Source organism: Actinospineispora acaciae DSM 45401 (assembly GCF_000620785.1).
GTDB classification, from domain to species: domain Bacteria; phylum Actinomycetota; class Actinomycetes; order Mycobacteriales; family Pseudonocardiaceae; genus Pseudonocardia; species Pseudonocardia acaciae.
Map to the genome: position 1 here is coordinate 40685 of NZ_JIAI01000028.1, position 15621 is coordinate 56305.

Sequence of the window (15621 nt, forward strand, 5' to 3'; positions counted from 1 at the left end):
GTGACGATCACGGGTGGCGTCGTAGCGCTCGTCCTGATCATGATCGCTGGAACGGAATCAGGCCTGGGTGGTTTCCTGCTCCTCCTTGTGGTTGCCGTGCTTCCTCGCGCGATTGCACACGCGCGAAAGCGGTCGGGTCGAAAGGAAGGAGCTGACCGGGCGGCGGCGCTGTTCGATGATTTGACGGCTGGCCGAGCCCTGAAGCCTCTGGACGTCGACGGCCTCGTCATGGGTCACGCGGAGAATGCCCGTCTGGAGTTTCGTGCGACGTACAGTCGGCTCTACGGGCTGGAACATGATCAGCCGATGGGAAATATCCTACTCTTGGGATGGCTCGGCTTGGCCGAGCTTATCGGCGTCTATTTCGCGGCGTCACGCGCACGCAAGCGCGCGGAAGCCGAGGCCGGGCTTCGGTGGCGTGACGTGCAGGTAGCACGGGTAGTGCTCACCAACCAGCGCCTCGTCTGCAGAGCGGATCATCAATGGCTGAGCTTCTACTACAGGGAAATCTCCGCGCTGTATCCAGATATGGACAGATGGGAGGTCGTCCTGGAGTTCCGCGACGCGCGCGTGGCCCCGCTGCGCCTGGACGGATCTGCGGTTCGGGCGATCTGCGTGTACCTGTGCTGGGCGCTCCACGGGCGTAGGGGTCTCACCAGCGATCCCGCTTTTGCAGCTCTCAGATCGGCAGGGCGGCGTGCCGGAATGTGAACGGTTCGAGCGGATACTCCGGTGCCCGCGGCAGCGGCGCTGTTGGTCTCGCACGGTTTCGCGGCGGCGCCGGTGGGGGATGCCGACGGGCGGGTGGTCGCGATCGTCTCGGAGGCGGATCTAGCGCGAGGCCGGGTGGTGCCGGAGGGGTGGGTCGCCGAGGGGCGCGAGCACCTGGACGAGGTGCCGGTGTCGGCGGTGATGACCCGGTCGCCGACCAGCATGCGTGCCGACGACGATCTTGCTGACGTGGTGGCGTTGATGCTGGATGTGAAGATCCGTTCGGCGCCGATCGTCGCGGACGGCCGGATGGTGGGGATCGTCGGGCGGCGCGACGTGCCGCGGGCGGTGGCGCGCAGGGAGCTGGCCTCGCGCGACGCGTGGGTGCATCGGACGGGGGAGGGCCAGCCACGCGCGCGGGGCGAGAGCTAGCCGCCGGCGCATCCGGGCCGACCGTCCGGCGGACGGTCGGCCCGGACGCGAGTCATGGTGTGACCAGGGTTCCGGTGTGGCCGTCGAGCAGGTGGTGGGCGTCGTCGAGGCGGCCGATCGCGGCGGGTGAGCTGGTGGCGGTGGCGAAGCGGCGGGCGGCCTCGATCTTGGGGCGCATCGAGCCGGCGGGGAAGTCCCGCGCGGACAGGTCGCGGGCGCTGGCTCGGGCGATGCGGGCCTGGCGGGGTGTGCCGTAGTCGCGGTAGACGGCGTCGACGTCGGTGAGCAGGAGCAGGGCGTGCGCGCCGAGCTCGGTGGCGAGCAGGGCGGAGGTCAGGTCTTTGTCCACGACGGCCTCGACGCCGTGCAGCGCTCCGGTGTCGTCGGCGCGGACGGGGATGCCGCCCCCGCCGGCGCAGACCGGGGTGGTGCCGTGGTTGATGAGCTGGCGGATCTGGTCCAGCTCGAGCAGCGAGACGGGTTCGGGGGAGGCGACGACGCGTCGCCATCCGGCGCCGTCGGCGCGGACCCGCCAGCCGCGTTCGGCGGCGAGCCGCTGGGCGGTGGCCTGGTCGTAGACGGGGCCGACGAACTTGGTCGGGTGCTCGAAGGCGGGGTCGTCGGTGCGGACGAGGGTGCGGCTGATCAGGCAGGCGGCGGCCAGGCCGGCGGCGTTGTGCAGGGCGTCGACCAGCCAGTAGCCGATCATGCCCTGGGTCTGGGCGCCGAGGGCGTCGAACGGGTAGGGCCGGCGCAGCGCCGGGTCGTGCTCGCTCTCCAGTGCGAGCATCCCGACCTGCGGGCCGTTGCCGTGGGTGATGACAAGCCGGTGTCGCCGCGCCAGGGGGGCGAGGGCCTGCGCGGCGCGGCGCACGTGGGCCTGCTGGATGTCCGACTCGGGCGCCTCGCCGCGTTCGAGCAGCGCGTTGCCGCCGAGGGCGACGACGATCAGCGTGCCCGGCGCGGTCACGCGGGGTCTCGTTCGATCGGGCAGGTCATGCAGCGGGGTCCGCCCCGGCCGCGTCCCAGCTCGCTGCCGGGGACGGTGATCACCTCGATGCCGTTCTTGCGCAGCATGGTGTTGGTGGCCACGTTGCGGTCGTAGCCGACGACCACGCCGGGCGCCACCGCGAGGTAGTTGTTCCCGTCGTCCCACTGCTCGCGCTCGGCGGCCCTGATGTCCTCGTCGGTCCTCAGCACGGTGACATGGTCCACCCGCAGCGCCCGGGCGAGGGCGTCCCACAGGTCGCCGTTGCGGGTGACGTCGAGCTCGCCGGGAGGCCCGCCCGGGGTGAGCGTCCAGGAGCGCAGGCTCGGGTCGAGGTAGGGATAGAGCACGAAGCTGGCCAGGTCGACCATGGTCATCACGGTGTCCAGGTGCATCATCGCGTGCGAGCGCGGCAGTTCCAGGGCGATCACGGTGTGCGCCTGGCCGCTGGTGAACAGCGCGGCGGCGAGGATCTCCACGGCCATGGGCGTGGTGCGCTCGCCCATGCCGACCAGGACCGCTCCGCCGCCGAGGACGTGCACGTCGCCGCCCTCGATGCTGGTCGGCTGGGGGCCGGGGTCGCCGCCGTCGTAGGTGACGAAGTCGGCGCCGGCGAACGCGGGGTGGTAGCGGTAGATCGCGGTGGTGTGGAGCGTCTCGCGCCGGCGGGCCGGTTTGGCCATGGGGTTGATCGAGACCCCGCCGTAGATCCAGCACGAGCTGTCGCGGGGGTAGAGGTGGTTGGGCAGCGGGGTGAGCAGGAAGTCGTCGGCGTGCAGCGTCTGCCAGCGCAGGCTGGCCGACCGCAGGGGGCGCAGGTCGGCCTTGAGCACGCCGCCGACCAGCGCGGCGGCCAGGCTGGGCGCGTCGAGGTCGTCGAACAGCGCGCGCAGCGGCCGGACCAGGGCCGGGCCCACGAGCTGGGGGGTGCAGATACGGTCGAGCAGGAAGGTGCGGCCCTGGGCGGTCCCCAGGGTCTCGGTGAGCAGCTGGCCGGAGTAGAGCACGTCGACGCCGTGCTCGCGCAGTGCCTCGGCGAACACGTCGTGCTCCTGCTTGGCCTTGCTGGCCCACATGACGTCGTCGAAGAGCAGCCCCTGGACGTTCGCGGGGGTGAGCCGGGTCAGCTCCAGCCCGGGCCGGTGCACGATGACCCGGCGCAGCCGGCCGACCTCCGAGGACACGGCGTACATCGGGCTACTCATGCTGCTTGCTCCCATGTCGAGTCGGTGGTGTCCTTGGGGCGTTGGCCGGCCTGCTCGCGGTGCGCGGCGACGAACGCGTAGAGCACGACGCCGGTCAGGACGAGCACCATCGCCTGGTAGACCGCCGCGTAGCCGGCGGCGAAGGTCACCCACAGGGCGAACAGCGCGGCGAGCGCGGTGACCGCCAGGTCGCGGCCCAGCGCCCATCCGTTGACCCGGCGCCTGGGCGAGAGCAGGTAGGTGAGCTGCGCGCAGGCGGAGAACAGGTACGGGATGGCGACGGTGACCACCGACAGGTTGACCAGGTAGGTGAACACGGTCAGCCCCGAGCTGGCGGTGTAGCGCCAGAGCATCAGCGCCGAGGGCAGCACCGCGGCGGCCAGTACGGCGAACCAGGCTGTGTTCCTGCGGTCGGTCCAGGCGAACGCCGGGGGGAACAGGCCGTCGTCGGCGGCGGCCCTGGACACCTCGGCGGTGACCAGGGTCCAGCCGTTGAGCGCCCCGAGCCCGGACACCACCGCCAGCGCGGCGACGAGCTTGCCGGCCCAGGCCGCGCCGCCCAGGACCGCCTCGAAGGCGGGCACGAACGGCGTGCCGGAGGCGACCAGCGTGTCGTGCGGCACCAGGCCCATCACGGCGGCCGAGACCAGCACGTAGAGCACCGCGCTGGCCGCCGTGCCGAGCACCGAGGCGCGACCGACGTTGCGGCCCGGGTCGCGGACCCGTTTCGCGGTGATGGCGGCCACCTCGACGCCGATGAACGAGAACAGCGCAACGCCGGCGGCGATACCGATCGCGCTGTAGAGGCTGGCGCCGGTGGCGTTGAACGAGCCGAAGTTCGCCCCCGCGACGAAGAACCAGCCGACGACCGCGACGAACAGCAGCGGCAGGAACTTCAGCACCACCGTGAGGTTCTCCACCCACGCCATCTGGCGCACCCCGACCAGGTTGACCACCGCCGGCACCCACAGCCCGACCAGCGCGATGCCCCAGTTCACCCAGCCCGACGGGTTCTCCAACCCGAACAGCGAGTCGACGTAGAGCACCCAGGAGGAGACGATCGCGGCGTTGCCGGCCCACGCGCTGATCCAGTAGCACCAGCCGGTGAGGAAGCCGGCGAACTCGCCCAGCTCGTGGCGGGCGTAGGCGTACAGGCCGCCGTCGGTGTTCGGCACCCTCCTGGTGAGCTGGCCGAACAAGACCGCGAGCAGGGTCGCGCCCACCGCGACGACGGCCAGCACGACCAGCGAGCTGGTGCCGGCGCCGGCCAGCACGGCGGGCATGGTGAACACGCCGGTGCCGATGACGCTGCCGATGACCAGCCCGGTCGCCGAGGTCACGCCGAGGGCGCGCGCCTTGGCGTCGACGGGCCGCAGGGCGCGGTCGGGTTGCTCCGGTGGACGATCCGAGGCGCTGGACATCAGTGGTCCTTTCTCCGGGGCGCGGACGCCCTCCATGTCATCCGAATGGAAATCCAGAATTCCGCCGGCCGGGCGCACACGGGCAGGGTCGATCGGCCCTACACGGAAAGCCGAACGTAACGACACGCGGAACGTTCGGCCGAAAGGCGGGCGCGTCTATTCCGGACATGGCGTTGGGCCCCTCGAAAAGAGCATTCGGCCGCTAGGGCGACGGGTGGTGCGCTGGCAGCGTTCCCCATCAGGACCACAAGGCGGGATTGGACGGTGCGTGATGCAACCCGACCAGCGACCCCGTCGGCCACCGCGAAACGGGGCCGAGGGAACGGGCCGCATGCCGAAGCGGCCCACCGACCGGGTCGAGGACGTCGTCGCCTCGGTGCTGGCCTTCGCGCTGTTGGTGGCGGCCGTCGTCGCCGCGCTCGCCGGGGTCAACGCGTACGGGAGCGTGCTGGAACTGGCCCGCGCCCAGGCCGCCGCCCGTACCCCCATCGTCGCCGTGCTCGCCCAGGACACCCCGCGCCCTCGGGCCGGGGAGTCCACCGTCACCGCCCCGGTCCGGTGGACCGAGGCCGACGGCGTCGAGCGGACCGGGCAGACGCAGGCGCCCGGCGGCCAGAGCGCGGGCACCCCGGTTCGCATCTGGGTCGACCGTTCGCACCACATCGTGCCCCAGCCGGCGGGAGAGGCCGATGCCCTCATCGCCGGCTTCGGCCTCGCCGCCGCGCTGCTCACCGGAGCCGCCCTGCTGGCCACCGTGCTGTGGAAGGGCACCCGATGCTGGACCCTGGCCCGCAACCGCGCCCGCTGGGAACGCGACTGGGCACAGGTGGAGCCGTCCTGGCGCGGCCGCTACCTGTGAGCGCGCCTGCCACGTGAGCCTTCCTCCGCACTAAGTCAGGTCGGCGTGTAAATGTCAGGCAAGTCCATCTCTCGTCGTGCGGCTGTCACGAATTCTTGCTCGGCCTTCCACAGATCGACGAAGAGCTCTGATGGGATCTCGCGCTCGGTGGATGTGCCCCGAGCGGAGGCGACGCGGCGGGCCAGCGTCACAAGGTTCCTGTGAGCGACCACGGTCTCGGGGAGGTCCGAGACGAGCCTGATGGCCATCATCGCGGACTCGAGATTCTCCCGGTAAGGTCTGCCGGTCTCGTCAAAGAACGGCATTGACTCGCCTGTCTTTCGCGGGTGCGGCGCGATCGTGATGTTCGCTGTCGGCTCGAGGGTGAAGGCTATGAACTGGCGGTAGGCAGACAAGAAGTCGCCGTAGGCTGCCAGTCGAATGTCTCGCCATTGGCGGGCGTGGTCACGGCGCCACGAACGTTCTTGCCCGCGGAGCGACAGCCAACCTCCAAGCGTCACACCGAGTAGGGTGACGATGGCCGTGATCGCACTAGCGCCAATGTTCATGGAATTCTGGCCTCTCAGAACTTCTGTCAGCGGTCTGCTGGCGGAGATGTGTTGAAGAGGATGCTCGCCGCGTAGGTTGGCTCCTCCCAGGGATTAACTTGAGACCTGGCTCAAGCACACGGGTTGTTTCCGAGGCGGGCGGTTCCGAGGATCTCGGACACTCTGTGATGGGGTGGCCCGGTTCCGGCCATGGGATCGGTTCAGGTCGCGCGCAGGGGCCAGCGGCATGCGCCTTCAAGACGTGTTGAGGGCGTGCCGTGCGCCGGCGGGAGTCCTGTCGCGGACGGGGCGGTCGCTGACGACTCGGCCGTCGCGCAGCTCGATGATCCGTTCGGTGAACGCGGCGATGTCCGGCTCGTGGGTGATGATGACGACGGTGTGGCCGGCGTCGTTGAGCTCGACCAGGATCTTGACGATGTCGATGCTGGCGGCGGTGTCGAGGTTGCCGGTGGGTTCGTCGGCCAGCAGCAGGGTGGGGTCGGTGACCAGGGCGCGGGCGATGGCGACGCGTTGTTGTTGGCCGCCGGACAGCTCGGTGGGCAGGTGCTTCTCGCGGTCGGCCAGGCCCACCCGGGCCAGGGCGGCGCGGGCCTTGGCGCGCCGGTCGGGGACCCGGCCGTAGATGAGGGGCAGCTCGACGTTGCGGATCGCGCTGGTGCGGGGGAGCAGGTTGAACGACTGGAACACAAAGCCGATCTTGTGGTTGCGGACGTGGGCCAGCTCGGCGTCGGAGAGGTGGGAGACGTCGGTGCCGTCGAGGCGGTAGTGGCCCTCGGTGGGGGCGTCCAGGCAGCCGAGGATGTTCATCAGGGTGGACTTGCCGGAGCCGGACGCGCCCATGATGGCGACCATCTCGCGGTCGCCGATGGTGAGGGTGACGTCGTCGAGGGCGCGCAACTCGACGGCGCCCATCCGGTAGACCTTCGTGACGTGTCCCAGTTCGATCATCCCGGCCTCCGGGGTTCGTGGGGTGGCTACTGAAAGCGCAGGGCGTCGACCGGGCGCATGCGTGCCGCGCGCCCGGCCGGGTAGCTGCCGGCCGCGACGCCGATCAGGGCGCTGATGGCGACGCTGAGCACCACCGCCGTCGGTGAGACGGTCGGTGGCGGGAAGTTGGCGGTGACGCGCGGGATCGCGAAGGCGGCCGCCTCGGTCAGGCCGATGCCGAGCAGCATGCCGGCCAGGCCGCCGGTGGCGGAGAGCATGCTGGACTCGATGAGGAACTGGCGCAGCACCTCGTGCCGGGTGGCGCCGAGCGCCTTGCGTAGGCCGGTCTCGCGGGTTCGTTCGGTGACCGAGACGAGCATGATGTTGGCGACGCCGATGCCGCCCACGATCAGTGCGATCGCGGCGATGGCGCCGATGAACGCGCGGAGCGCGGCGAGGAACTGCTCGCGCTGCTCGATCAGGGTCTGCAGGGAGAGCACCTCGAAGTCGCGTTGTGACGGGTCGTAGACGTGGTGGCGCTGGTCGAGCACGGCGGTGGTCTGGGCGGTCGCGGCGGGCACGGTGGCCGTCCCGCTGGCCCGCACGATGATCTGGTTGACCACGTTGTCGTTGCCGAACAGCTCGGCGACCGGGGTTGGGCCGAGCACGATCTCCCTGGCGGTGGGGCCGGACTGGGCGGAGCCCACGAACCTGCCGGCCGACAGCTGCCGGTTGGCGGCGGCGAGGTAGTCGGGTGGCGCGCCGACGACGGTCACCCGGCGCTGGTCCTCGCGCACGCGCAGCACGGCGCTGCCGGTCACCACCGGGTCACCGACACGATGTCGGGCGCGTTGGCCGGGTTGCGCAGCTCGTCGACGTCGGCGTCGGCGAGGTTGTGCACCTGGGTCGCGCCGGCGACGTGGCCGGTGGACTTGGTCACGATGATCTGCGTGGTCAGCGGGCCGACCAGGGAGTCGAAGTAGGCCTGCACGCCGTTGCCCAGCGCCACGCCCAGGATCACGGCGGCGATCCCGATCACGATGCCCAGCGTGGTCAGGGCGGAGCGAAGGCGGTTGGTCCGCAGCGACCGCATGGCGGTCCGAAACGCATCCCGGAGGTCCACGGCCGCTCCCCCTGTCGTCTCATGGCGCGCGGCTGTTGACCGAGCCTGGTCGTGGGCCGGCGGTGGGCACAGGTGGCGAAGGCCCTCACCGCGACGGCCATCGGACCCCGCTGCCCGGTGAGTGCCGGTGTGCCCGGGGGGTGGGGACCAACGGCCGCTGTGGGCCGGCGGCGGGTGTACCTAGCGTTGCCCGGTGACGCGGAGTCTGGGAGGTACACCGGTGAGCAGGTGGGTGAGTAGGCCGATCGTCGCGGGCCTGGACGGGTCGGAGCCCGGTAGGTGGGCGGCGTGGTGGGCGGCGGCGGAGGCGGTACGGCGGTCGGTTCCGCTGCGCCTGGTGCATGCGGTGAACGTGGCCCCGTACACGGCCGGCGCCGGATATATCCCGCCGCAGGGCCTGTTCGAGGCGCTGGAGGACGAGGGCAGGCAGTGGCTGCTCGCGGCGAAGGCCGAGATCGGTCAGGCTCATCCGGGGCTGGGTGTCGAGGTGGAGGTCGAGGCGGCGCATCCGGTGCAGATGCTCCTCGTGCGGTCCGAGCGGGCGGGGCTGGTTGTGCTCGGGTCCAGCGGCGCGGGCGGGTTGGCCGGGATGCTCGCCGGTTCGACGGCCGTCGCGCTGGCCGCCCATGGCCGCTGCCCGGTGGCCGTGGTGCATGGCCCGGAGACGGTGGCCGAGGGGCCGGTCGTTGTCGGTGTGGACGGCTCGCCGGCCAGCGAGGATGCTGTCGCGATCGCGTTCGAGGAGGCCTCGCTGCGGGGTGTCCCGTTGCTCGCGGTGCACGCCTGGAACGGGTTCGACTCCGACGCGGAGTACCGCGCCGCCCGGCGGCTGGCCGAGCGCTGGGAGGAGGTCGAGGCGCGCGAGCGCGAGGTGCTGGCCGAGCGGTTGGCCGGCTGGGCCGAGAAGTACCCCGACGTCGAGGTGCGACGGGTGGTGGCTCGCTGCCGCCCGACACCGGCCCTGTTGGAGCACAGCGCCGGGGCGTCCGTGCTGGTGGTCGGCAGCCGGGGCCGGGGTGGGTTCGCCGGCATGCTGCTCGGCTCGGTCAGCCGCGCGCTGATCCAGCACGCGAGCTGCCCGGTCATCATCGCCCGCCCGGCGACAGGCCACGGGGAGGGATGAGCATGCGTGTCGAGCAGGCCATGAGCACGCCGGCGGTGACGGTCACGGCGGCGACCTCGGTCAAGCAGGCCGCGGGGTTGCTGGCCGCCCGGGGGTTCACCGTGTTGCCGGTGGTGGACGCGGACTTACGGCTGGTCGGGATCGTCAGCGAGGGCGACCTCGTGCGCGACCGGTTCCCGGCCGAGGCCCGGCTCGGCGTAACACTTGTCGAGGCGTTGCCGGCGCTCACGATCGCGGAGGTGATGACCCGCGAGGTGCTTACCGCGGCCGTCCGCGACGACGTGCACGAGCTGATCGAGCGGATGCGGCTGGCTCGGGTGCGTGCGGTGCCGGTCTGCCGCGACGGGCTGGTCGTCGGCGTGGTGACCTACCGCGACCTGCTGCGGACCGTGGCACGCGAGGACGGGAGGATCGCCGCGGCGGCGCGCGCCCGGCTGGAGTCGGTGTTCTCCCTCGGCCGGTTCACCGTGACCGCCCGGGACGGGGTGGTGACGCTCATCGACCGGATGGCCCGCCCCGAGGACTGGCACACCGCCCGAGTGCTCGCCGAGCAGGTGCCCGGTGCGGCCCGGGCGAGCGTGACCTCCCCGGTCGACGAACCGGCCGGCTGACCGGCGCGCCATGACGTCCGCCACCGGCGACCAGGCCGGGCTCACCGGCGCGCGCTTCGAGCACCGGGCGCTACTGGCCGACGGGACGGCGATCGTGGTGCGCCGCCTCGGGCCGGGCGACCGGGCCGCGGTCGAGGCGCTGCACCGCGACCTGCCCGCGAACGACGCCTACCTGCGGTTCTTCACCGTGTCCGCGGCGAGCCCGGGCATCGTGGCAGACCTCGTGGTCCGCGACGACGTCGTCGCGCTCGGCGCGCTGCGCGGGGACCGGTTGCTCGGTGTCGCGCACTACCGCCGCGAGCCGGCGGGGCGGGCACCGGAGATCGCGATCGCGGTGGCGCACGACGCCCAGCATCGCGGGGTGGCCTCGCTGCTGCTGGAGCACCTGGTGGCCGTCGCGGTGGCCGAGGGGGTGACCAGGCTGAGCGCGGAGGTGCTCTCGGTCAACCACGAGATGCTCCGCGTCATCCGCGACAGCGGCCTAGGTCACCGCCTGCGCCCGGATGGGGACGTGGAGCACGTCGAGCTGGACGTGACGGACGGGCTCGCCGACCAGCGGTTGCTGGACTCGATGCTCTACCGGCAGGAACGGGCCGACGTGGCCAGCCTGCGCTCGGTGCTGGCGCCTCGCTCGCTGGTGGTGGTCGGCGCGGGCCGCAAGCCTGGTTCGGTCGGGACGATGGTGCTGCGCACGATCCTCGACGCCGGGTTCGCCGGTGCGGTGCACGTGGTGCACCCGAGCGCGGCCTCGGTGGCCGGGCTGGGCTGTCACCGGTCGGTGGCGGAGCTGCCCGGCGAGATCGATCTCGCCGTTCTCGCCGTACCTGCCCCGGCCGTGCCGGAGGTGGCCGAGGACTGCGGGCGTCGTGGGATCCGTGCGCTGCTGGTGCTCTCCTCGGGAGTGACCGGTGAGCTGGCCGAGCGGCTGGCCGGCGTCGCGGCGCGGTACGGGATGCGGGTGGTCGGCCCGAACTGCCTGGGCGCGGTCAACACCGATCGCTCGGTGCGGCTGGCCGCCACGTTCGGCCGGACCCCCGGCGCCGGGCGGGTGGGGATCGCCGCGCAGTCCGGAGGCGTGGTGATCGGGCTGAGCGCCGAACTGGACCGGCTCGGGCTCGGGGTGTCCACCGCGCTGTCGGTGGGCGACGCCCTCGACGTCAACGGCGACGACATGCTGCTGTGGTGGGGCGCGGACGGGCGTACCCGCGCGGCGGTGCTCTACGTCGAGTCGGTGCGCCGGCCCGCGCAGTTCGCCGCGATCGCGCGGCGGCTGGCGCGGCGGATGCCGGTGCTCGCGGTCCGCTCGGGGACCTCCGAGGTCGGGCGGCGCGCGGCGGCCTCGCACAGCGCGGCCACCGCCACCCCCGGCGTGGTCCGGGAGGCGCTGTTCGCGCGGGCCGGCGTACTCGCGGTGGACAGCCTGGCCGAGGTGGGCGAGGGGCTCGCGGTGCTGTGCGGACAGCCGGTGCCCGGCGGCGACCGGGTCGCGGTGGTGAGCAACGCGGGCGGCGGCGGGGTGCTCGCGGTGGACGCCTGCACCCGCCACGGCCTGCGCCCGGCCGAGCTGAGCCCGTCGACCCGGGCCGCGCTGGGCGCCGTGCTTCCGCCGGCCGCCTCGGTCACCAACCCGGTGGACACCACCGCAACCGTGCCCGCCCCCAGCTTCCGCCGCGCCATCGAGCTGCTGCGCGCCGACCCGGCCGTGGACGCCGTGCTCGCCGTCGGGGTGTGCACCGGCGCCGGCGACCCCCTGGCCGAGCTCGCGGCGCTCGACACCCGGTCGGCCGGCACGCCGCTGGTGGCCGTACGCCTCGGGCAGGCCAGCGCCGTGGAACTGCCCACGCCTGGCTCGGCCGCCGTCTTCGCCGATCCGTCCACCGCCGCCCGTGCCCTGTCGCTGGCGGTGCGCAGGGCCCGCTGGCTGGCCACCGCGGACCGGCCGATGCACGTGCCCGCGGGCGTCGACCCCGAAGCCGCTCGCCGGGTCGTGGCCGCCCATCCGGATGTCGAGTGGCTGCCGCCGCTGGCCGCGGTGCAGCTGCTCGGCTCGGCAGGGCTGCCCGTCGCGCCGGTCGAGATCGCCACTACGTGCGGCGCGGCCGTGCGGGCGTGCCGCCAGGCCGGCGGGCCGGTCGCGCTCAAGGCGGACGCGTCGGACCTGCTGCACAAGAGCCGAGCCGGCGGGGTCTGGACCGGCCTGGACTCGGCCCGAGAAGTGCGCCAGGCCTATCGGGAGCTGCGCCGCCGGTTCGGCGGCCGGCTTCGCGGCGTGGTGGTGCAGCCGATGGCGCCGCCCGGGGCCGAGCTGCTGGTCGGGGTCACCAGCCATCCACCGTACGGACCGCTGCTGACCATCGGGCTCGGCGGCACCACCACCGACCTGGTCGGCGACCGGGCACACTGCCTGCTGCCGGCCACCGAGGCCGAACTCGACGCCACGCTCGACCGGCTGCGCGTCGCGCCCCGCCTGTTCGCCGGCGCGGGCGGCGCCGCCATCCGCGACCAGCTGCGGGACGCCGCGCGCCGACTGGCCTGGCTGGCCACCCGGGCACCCGAGGTGGCCGAGACGGAGATCAACCCGCTGCTGGCCGGCCCGACCGGCGCCTCGGCCGTGGACATACGGGTACGGCTGGCGCCGGCCCGGCCGGCCGAACCCTGGCTGCGCGGCCTGCCCACCTGAGCCGCTCCGGTCAACCCTGGGCCGCGAGCGCGTCCGCTGGCCGCTCGCCGGCGGCGCTGGTCGGCCGCACCACGGTCACCGGGCAGCGCGCGTGCAGCACACAGTGCAGCGCCACCGAGCCGAGCGGCATCCTGGTGCAGCCCCGTCCGCGGCTGCCGACAACCAGCAGGTCCGCGTCGCGTGACGCACCGACGAGCACCGGCCCCGCCTCTCCCGGGCTGATGACCAGCTCGACCTCGGGCGCGGCCCGGTCACCGTCGAGCGCGTCGTCGATCATCCGTCGGGTCTCCGCCCGCACGGCGTCCGCCACCCCGGACGGCCTGCTCGGGAGCGGTTCCCCATAGGCGAGCGCCCACAGCTCCGGAGGTTCGTAGGCGCTGACCACCCGCAGCGTCGCGGCCCGCAGCTGCGCTTCGCCGATCGCGTGCCGCAGCGCGGCCCTCGACGACAGCGACCCATCGACGCCGACCACGACGACGCCCGCCCGTCGTCCGCATCCGAGATCCTCGGTCATGGGCACATTCGACCGCGCGCGGGTCGCCACGGCCAGATTCGGAAGACACCGAGCGCGATGGACGTACGGCAGTACCGCGACCGCACCGACGCGAGCGGTTCCTCGGCGGGGCCGAAAGTCCTCGCGGTTGGGGCCGTGAGCCGCTGTTCACCGCCCGGCTCGGCCGCGACGCTGGCGGACCGAAGTGCGTTTGCGGGGACAGGGAGGAAGGCCATGCCGTCTCGGGTGGGGCGTCCGGTTGTGGTCGGCGTCGATGGTTCGCCGGTGGCGTTGTCGGCGGTCCGATGGGCCGCCGAGGAGGCGCGTCGTCGTGGGTTGGGGGTGCGGCTGGTGGAGGCGTTCGCCTGGTCGGACACCATGCCGATGGACGAGGTGATCGCGACCCGGGACTACCGGGCGATGCTGCTGAGCACCATGCGCGACCAGGTCGACCAGGCCGCGACGGTGGCCAGGGAGACCGCGCCGGGGGTCCGGGTCGACGGGGAGGTCGTGGCCGGATACCCGGCGCGGGTGCTGCGTGCGGAGTCCGAGCGGGCGGCGCTGCTCGTGGTGGGCGGTCGCGGCGCGGGCGGCGTGCTCGGGCTGCTGGTCGGGTCGGTCGCGGTGTCGATGGCGGTCCACGCGGCCTGCCCGGTCATCGTCGTTCCGGAGCCGCGGGACGAGCCAGTGCCAGCGGACGCACCGGTGGTGGTCGGCGTGGACGGCTCGTCGCACAGCGAGGCCGCGGTGGCGTTCGCGTTCGAGGCCGCGTCGGTTCGTCACGCCCCGCTGGTGGCCGTGCACGCCTGGTCGGACCTGCTGTTCGACCCCGAGGTGGCGCCGGTGATGGACTGGGAGGCGATCGAGGCCGGCGAGCGGGAGGTGTTGGCCGAGCGGCTGGCCGGGTGGGCGGAGAAGTTCCCAGACGTCGAGGTGCGGCGGGTGGTGGCGCGGGACCGGCCGGCGCACGCGCTGCTCGAACAGGCGGCCGGGGCGGGGCTGCTGGTGGTCGGCTCGCGGGGGCGCGGACGGCTGCCCGCGCTGGTGCTCGGTTCGGTCAGCCACGCCGTGCTGCACCGTGCGCGCTGCCCCGTCGCCGTGGTCCGCGCCGACATCGCCGAGCCCGCCTGACGGCACCCCACCCGCTGGCGCGCCCTTGCCCGGGACCGGCGGACGTCAGTCCCGGCTGCCCGAGGTGGCCGCGTGCCGCGCCGCTGGCGCGGCCGGGGCGGCCGGGGTGGTGGCCGGTGGCCGCGCGGCGCGGCGTGGTGCGACGGTGGCCGCGCCGGATTGGTCGATGGGCTGGGCGGTACCGGCGAGCCGGTAGACGAGCGAGCCGTCGATCGTCTCGTGCTCGAGCAGCAGCGCGCTGAGCCGTTCGAGCTGGGCTCGGTGGGTGGTGAGCAGGTCGGTGGCGCGTTGCTCGGCCTCGCGGAGCAGGCGGGCGACCTCGGTGTCGATGGCGGCCTGGGTGGCTTCGGCGTAGGGGCGGCTGGACAGGTCGGGGCCGCTGGTGCCGAGGAACACCGAGCCGCCTCGGGGGTAGCCGACGGGTCCGATGCGCTGGGAGAGGCCGAACTCGCGGACCATCTTGGTGGCCAGTTCGGTGGCTTGGGCGAGGTCGTTGGCGGCGCCGGTGGAGCCTTGGCCGAGGATGACCAGCTCGGCGGCCCGGCCGCCGAGGCGGACGGTGAGGGAGTCGAGCAGGTAGTCCTGGCCGTAGAGGTGTCGTTCGACCAGGGGGAGTTGTTCGGTGGCGCCGAGGGTCTGGCCGGCGGGCAGGATGGTGACCTTGGCGACCGGGTCGGCGTGTGGGCAGAGGGCGGCGACCAGGGCGTGGCCGGCCTCGTGGACGGCGACGGCGTGTTTCTCGGCCGGGAGCAGGACGTTGGTGCCTTCGCGGCGGCCGAGCAGGATGCGGTCGCGGGCGGTGTCGAAGTCGGTGGCGGTGAGGGTGTCGCGGTTGTTGCGGACGGCGTTGATGGCGGCCTCGTTGGCGAGGTTGGCCAGGTCGGCGCCGGAGAAGCCGGGGGTGGCGCGGGCGACGACGGCCAGGTCGACGCCGGGGTCGAGGTGCTTGTGGCGGCAGTGCACGGCGAGGATGGCGGCGCGTTCGGTCTGGGTGGGCAGCGGGATGGTGACCTGGCGGTCGAAGCGGCCGGGTCGCATCAGCGCGGGGTCGAGGACCTCGGGGCGGTTGGTGGCGGCGAGGACGACGATGCCTTCTCCGGGGTCGAAGCCGTCCATCTCGGCGAGCAGCTGGTTGAGGGTCTGTTCGCGTTCGTCGTTGGAGACCATGGCGTGGGTGCCGGCGCGGCGGGCGCCGATGGCGTCGAGCTCGTCGACGAACACGATCGCGGGGGCGCGCTTGCGGGCCTCGGCGAACAGGTCGCGGACCCGGGCGGCGCCGACGCCGACGTACATCTCCACGAAGCTGGACCCGACGACGGAGAAGAACGGCACGTCGGCCTCCCCGGCCACGGCGCGGGCCAGCAGGGTC

General features: G+C 73.1%; 16 protein-coding genes and 1 pseudogene. 8 read left to right on the forward strand and 9 right to left on the reverse strand.

The genetic code is table 11. The features are described 5' to 3' along the window. The 3 genes and pseudogenes from N912_RS61360 to N912_RS66690 all read left to right on the forward strand — a co-directional run bounded on the left by N912_RS61360 (nucleotide 1) and on the right by N912_RS66690 (nucleotide 1143). Nucleotides 1-711 carry a hypothetical protein gene (locus tag N912_RS61360; RefSeq protein WP_028927710.1) on the forward strand — a complete coding sequence of 237 codons (711 nt, stop codon included), beginning with the start codon at nucleotides 1-3 and terminating at the stop codon, nucleotides 709-711. A 12-nt stretch (nucleotides 712-723) separates the two neighbouring features. After that, nucleotides 724-828: pseudogene (locus N912_RS66685) on the forward strand (CBS domain-containing protein); the annotation flags it as partial. Next, the gene (locus N912_RS66690; RefSeq protein WP_342670911.1) at nucleotides 805-1143 is read left to right on the forward strand and encodes a CBS domain-containing protein; all 339 of its coding nucleotides are present in this window, start codon (nucleotides 805-807) and stop codon (nucleotides 1141-1143) included. The pseudogene N912_RS66685 and the gene N912_RS66690, both read left to right, overlap by 24 nt. 52 nt (nucleotides 1144-1195) lie before the next feature. On the opposite strand, the gene N912_RS0145830 is transcribed toward N912_RS66690, so the two are convergent. Genes N912_RS0145830 through N912_RS0145840 form a run of 3 tightly spaced genes read right to left on the reverse strand, consistent with a single transcriptional unit; the run spans nucleotide 1196 to nucleotide 4757 of the window. Continuing rightward, complete coding sequence (locus N912_RS0145830; RefSeq protein WP_028927711.1) at nucleotides 1196-2113, reverse strand: carbamate kinase; 918 nt, start codon at nucleotides 2111-2113, stop codon at nucleotides 1196-1198. Then, nucleotides 2110-3336: an arginine deiminase gene (locus N912_RS0145835; protein WP_028927712.1), complete on the reverse strand. Its 1227-nt coding sequence runs from the start codon at nucleotides 3334-3336 to the stop codon at nucleotides 2110-2112. The genes N912_RS0145830 and N912_RS0145835 overlap by 4 nt, the downstream gene beginning before the upstream one ends. Beyond that, nucleotides 3333-4757 (reverse strand): amino acid permease, encoded by a 1425-nt coding sequence (locus tag N912_RS0145840; RefSeq protein ID WP_037070113.1) that lies wholly within the window; start codon nucleotides 4755-4757, stop codon nucleotides 3333-3335. The genes N912_RS0145835 and N912_RS0145840 overlap by 4 nt, the downstream gene beginning before the upstream one ends. Nucleotides 4758-5088: 331 nt before the next feature. On the opposite strand from N912_RS0145840, the gene N912_RS64260 reads away from it, so the two are divergent. Then, nucleotides 5089-5616, forward strand: a complete 528-nt coding sequence (locus N912_RS64260; protein ID WP_051581731.1) for an Rv1733c family protein — start codon at nucleotides 5089-5091, stop codon at nucleotides 5614-5616. Between the two features lie 35 nt (nucleotides 5617-5651). Here N912_RS64260 and N912_RS58965 read toward each other — a convergent pair whose 3' ends face one another. From N912_RS58965 to N912_RS0145865, 4 genes are all read right to left on the reverse strand, one after another. Continuing rightward, the gene (locus N912_RS58965) at nucleotides 5652-6011 is read right to left on the reverse strand and encodes a hypothetical protein (protein ID WP_037070114.1); all 360 of its coding nucleotides are present in this window, start codon (nucleotides 6009-6011) and stop codon (nucleotides 5652-5654) included. Nucleotides 6012-6398: 387 nt separating this feature from the next. After that, nucleotides 6399-7112: an ABC transporter ATP-binding protein gene (locus tag N912_RS58970; RefSeq protein ID WP_037070116.1), complete on the reverse strand. Its 714-nt coding sequence runs from the start codon at nucleotides 7110-7112 to the stop codon at nucleotides 6399-6401. Between the two features lie 26 nt (nucleotides 7113-7138). Further along, nucleotides 7139-7912 (reverse strand): ABC transporter permease, encoded by a 774-nt coding sequence (locus tag N912_RS0145860; protein ID WP_169748074.1) that lies wholly within the window; start codon nucleotides 7910-7912, stop codon nucleotides 7139-7141. Continuing rightward, a complete protein-coding gene (locus tag N912_RS0145865; RefSeq protein WP_028927716.1) occupies nucleotides 7909-8214 on the reverse strand; it encodes an ABC transporter permease in 306 nt (101 codons plus the stop codon). The genes N912_RS0145860 and N912_RS0145865 overlap by 4 nt, the downstream gene beginning before the upstream one ends. A 232-nt stretch (nucleotides 8215-8446) precedes the next feature. Between N912_RS0145865 and N912_RS0145870 the strand changes: the two genes are divergently transcribed. Genes N912_RS0145870 through N912_RS0145880 form a run of 3 tightly spaced genes read left to right on the forward strand, consistent with a single transcriptional unit; the run spans nucleotide 8447 to nucleotide 12628 of the window. Then, nucleotides 8447-9337: a universal stress protein gene (locus tag N912_RS0145870; RefSeq protein ID WP_028927717.1), complete on the forward strand. Its 891-nt coding sequence runs from the start codon at nucleotides 8447-8449 to the stop codon at nucleotides 9335-9337. After that, on the forward strand, nucleotides 9334-9948 hold the full coding sequence (locus N912_RS58975) for a CBS domain-containing protein (protein WP_084211988.1): 615 nt from the start codon (nucleotides 9334-9336) through the stop codon (nucleotides 9946-9948). Before N912_RS0145870 ends, N912_RS58975 begins: the two co-directional genes overlap by 4 nt. A 10-nt stretch (nucleotides 9949-9958) precedes the next feature. Further along, nucleotides 9959-12628 (forward strand): bifunctional acetate--CoA ligase family protein/GNAT family N-acetyltransferase, encoded by a 2670-nt coding sequence (locus N912_RS0145880; RefSeq protein ID WP_037070120.1) that lies wholly within the window; start codon nucleotides 9959-9961, stop codon nucleotides 12626-12628. A 10-nt stretch (nucleotides 12629-12638) separates the two neighbouring features. Here the strand turns inward: N912_RS0145880 and N912_RS0145885 are convergent, their stop codons facing one another. Beyond that, the gene (locus N912_RS0145885; protein ID WP_028927719.1) at nucleotides 12639-13142 is read right to left on the reverse strand and encodes a universal stress protein; all 504 of its coding nucleotides are present in this window, start codon (nucleotides 13140-13142) and stop codon (nucleotides 12639-12641) included. A 213-nt stretch (nucleotides 13143-13355) separates the two neighbouring features. Between N912_RS0145885 and N912_RS0145890 the strand changes: the two genes are divergently transcribed. Continuing rightward, on the forward strand, nucleotides 13356-14252 hold the full coding sequence (locus N912_RS0145890; RefSeq protein WP_028927720.1) for a universal stress protein: 897 nt from the start codon (nucleotides 13356-13358) through the stop codon (nucleotides 14250-14252). Between the two features lie 45 nt (nucleotides 14253-14297). Here the strand turns inward: N912_RS0145890 and N912_RS58980 are convergent. After that, the coding region (locus N912_RS58980) for an ATP-dependent metallopeptidase FtsH/Yme1/Tma family protein (RefSeq protein ID WP_156994408.1) at nucleotides 14298-15621 on the reverse strand (1324 nt) is incomplete at its 5' end.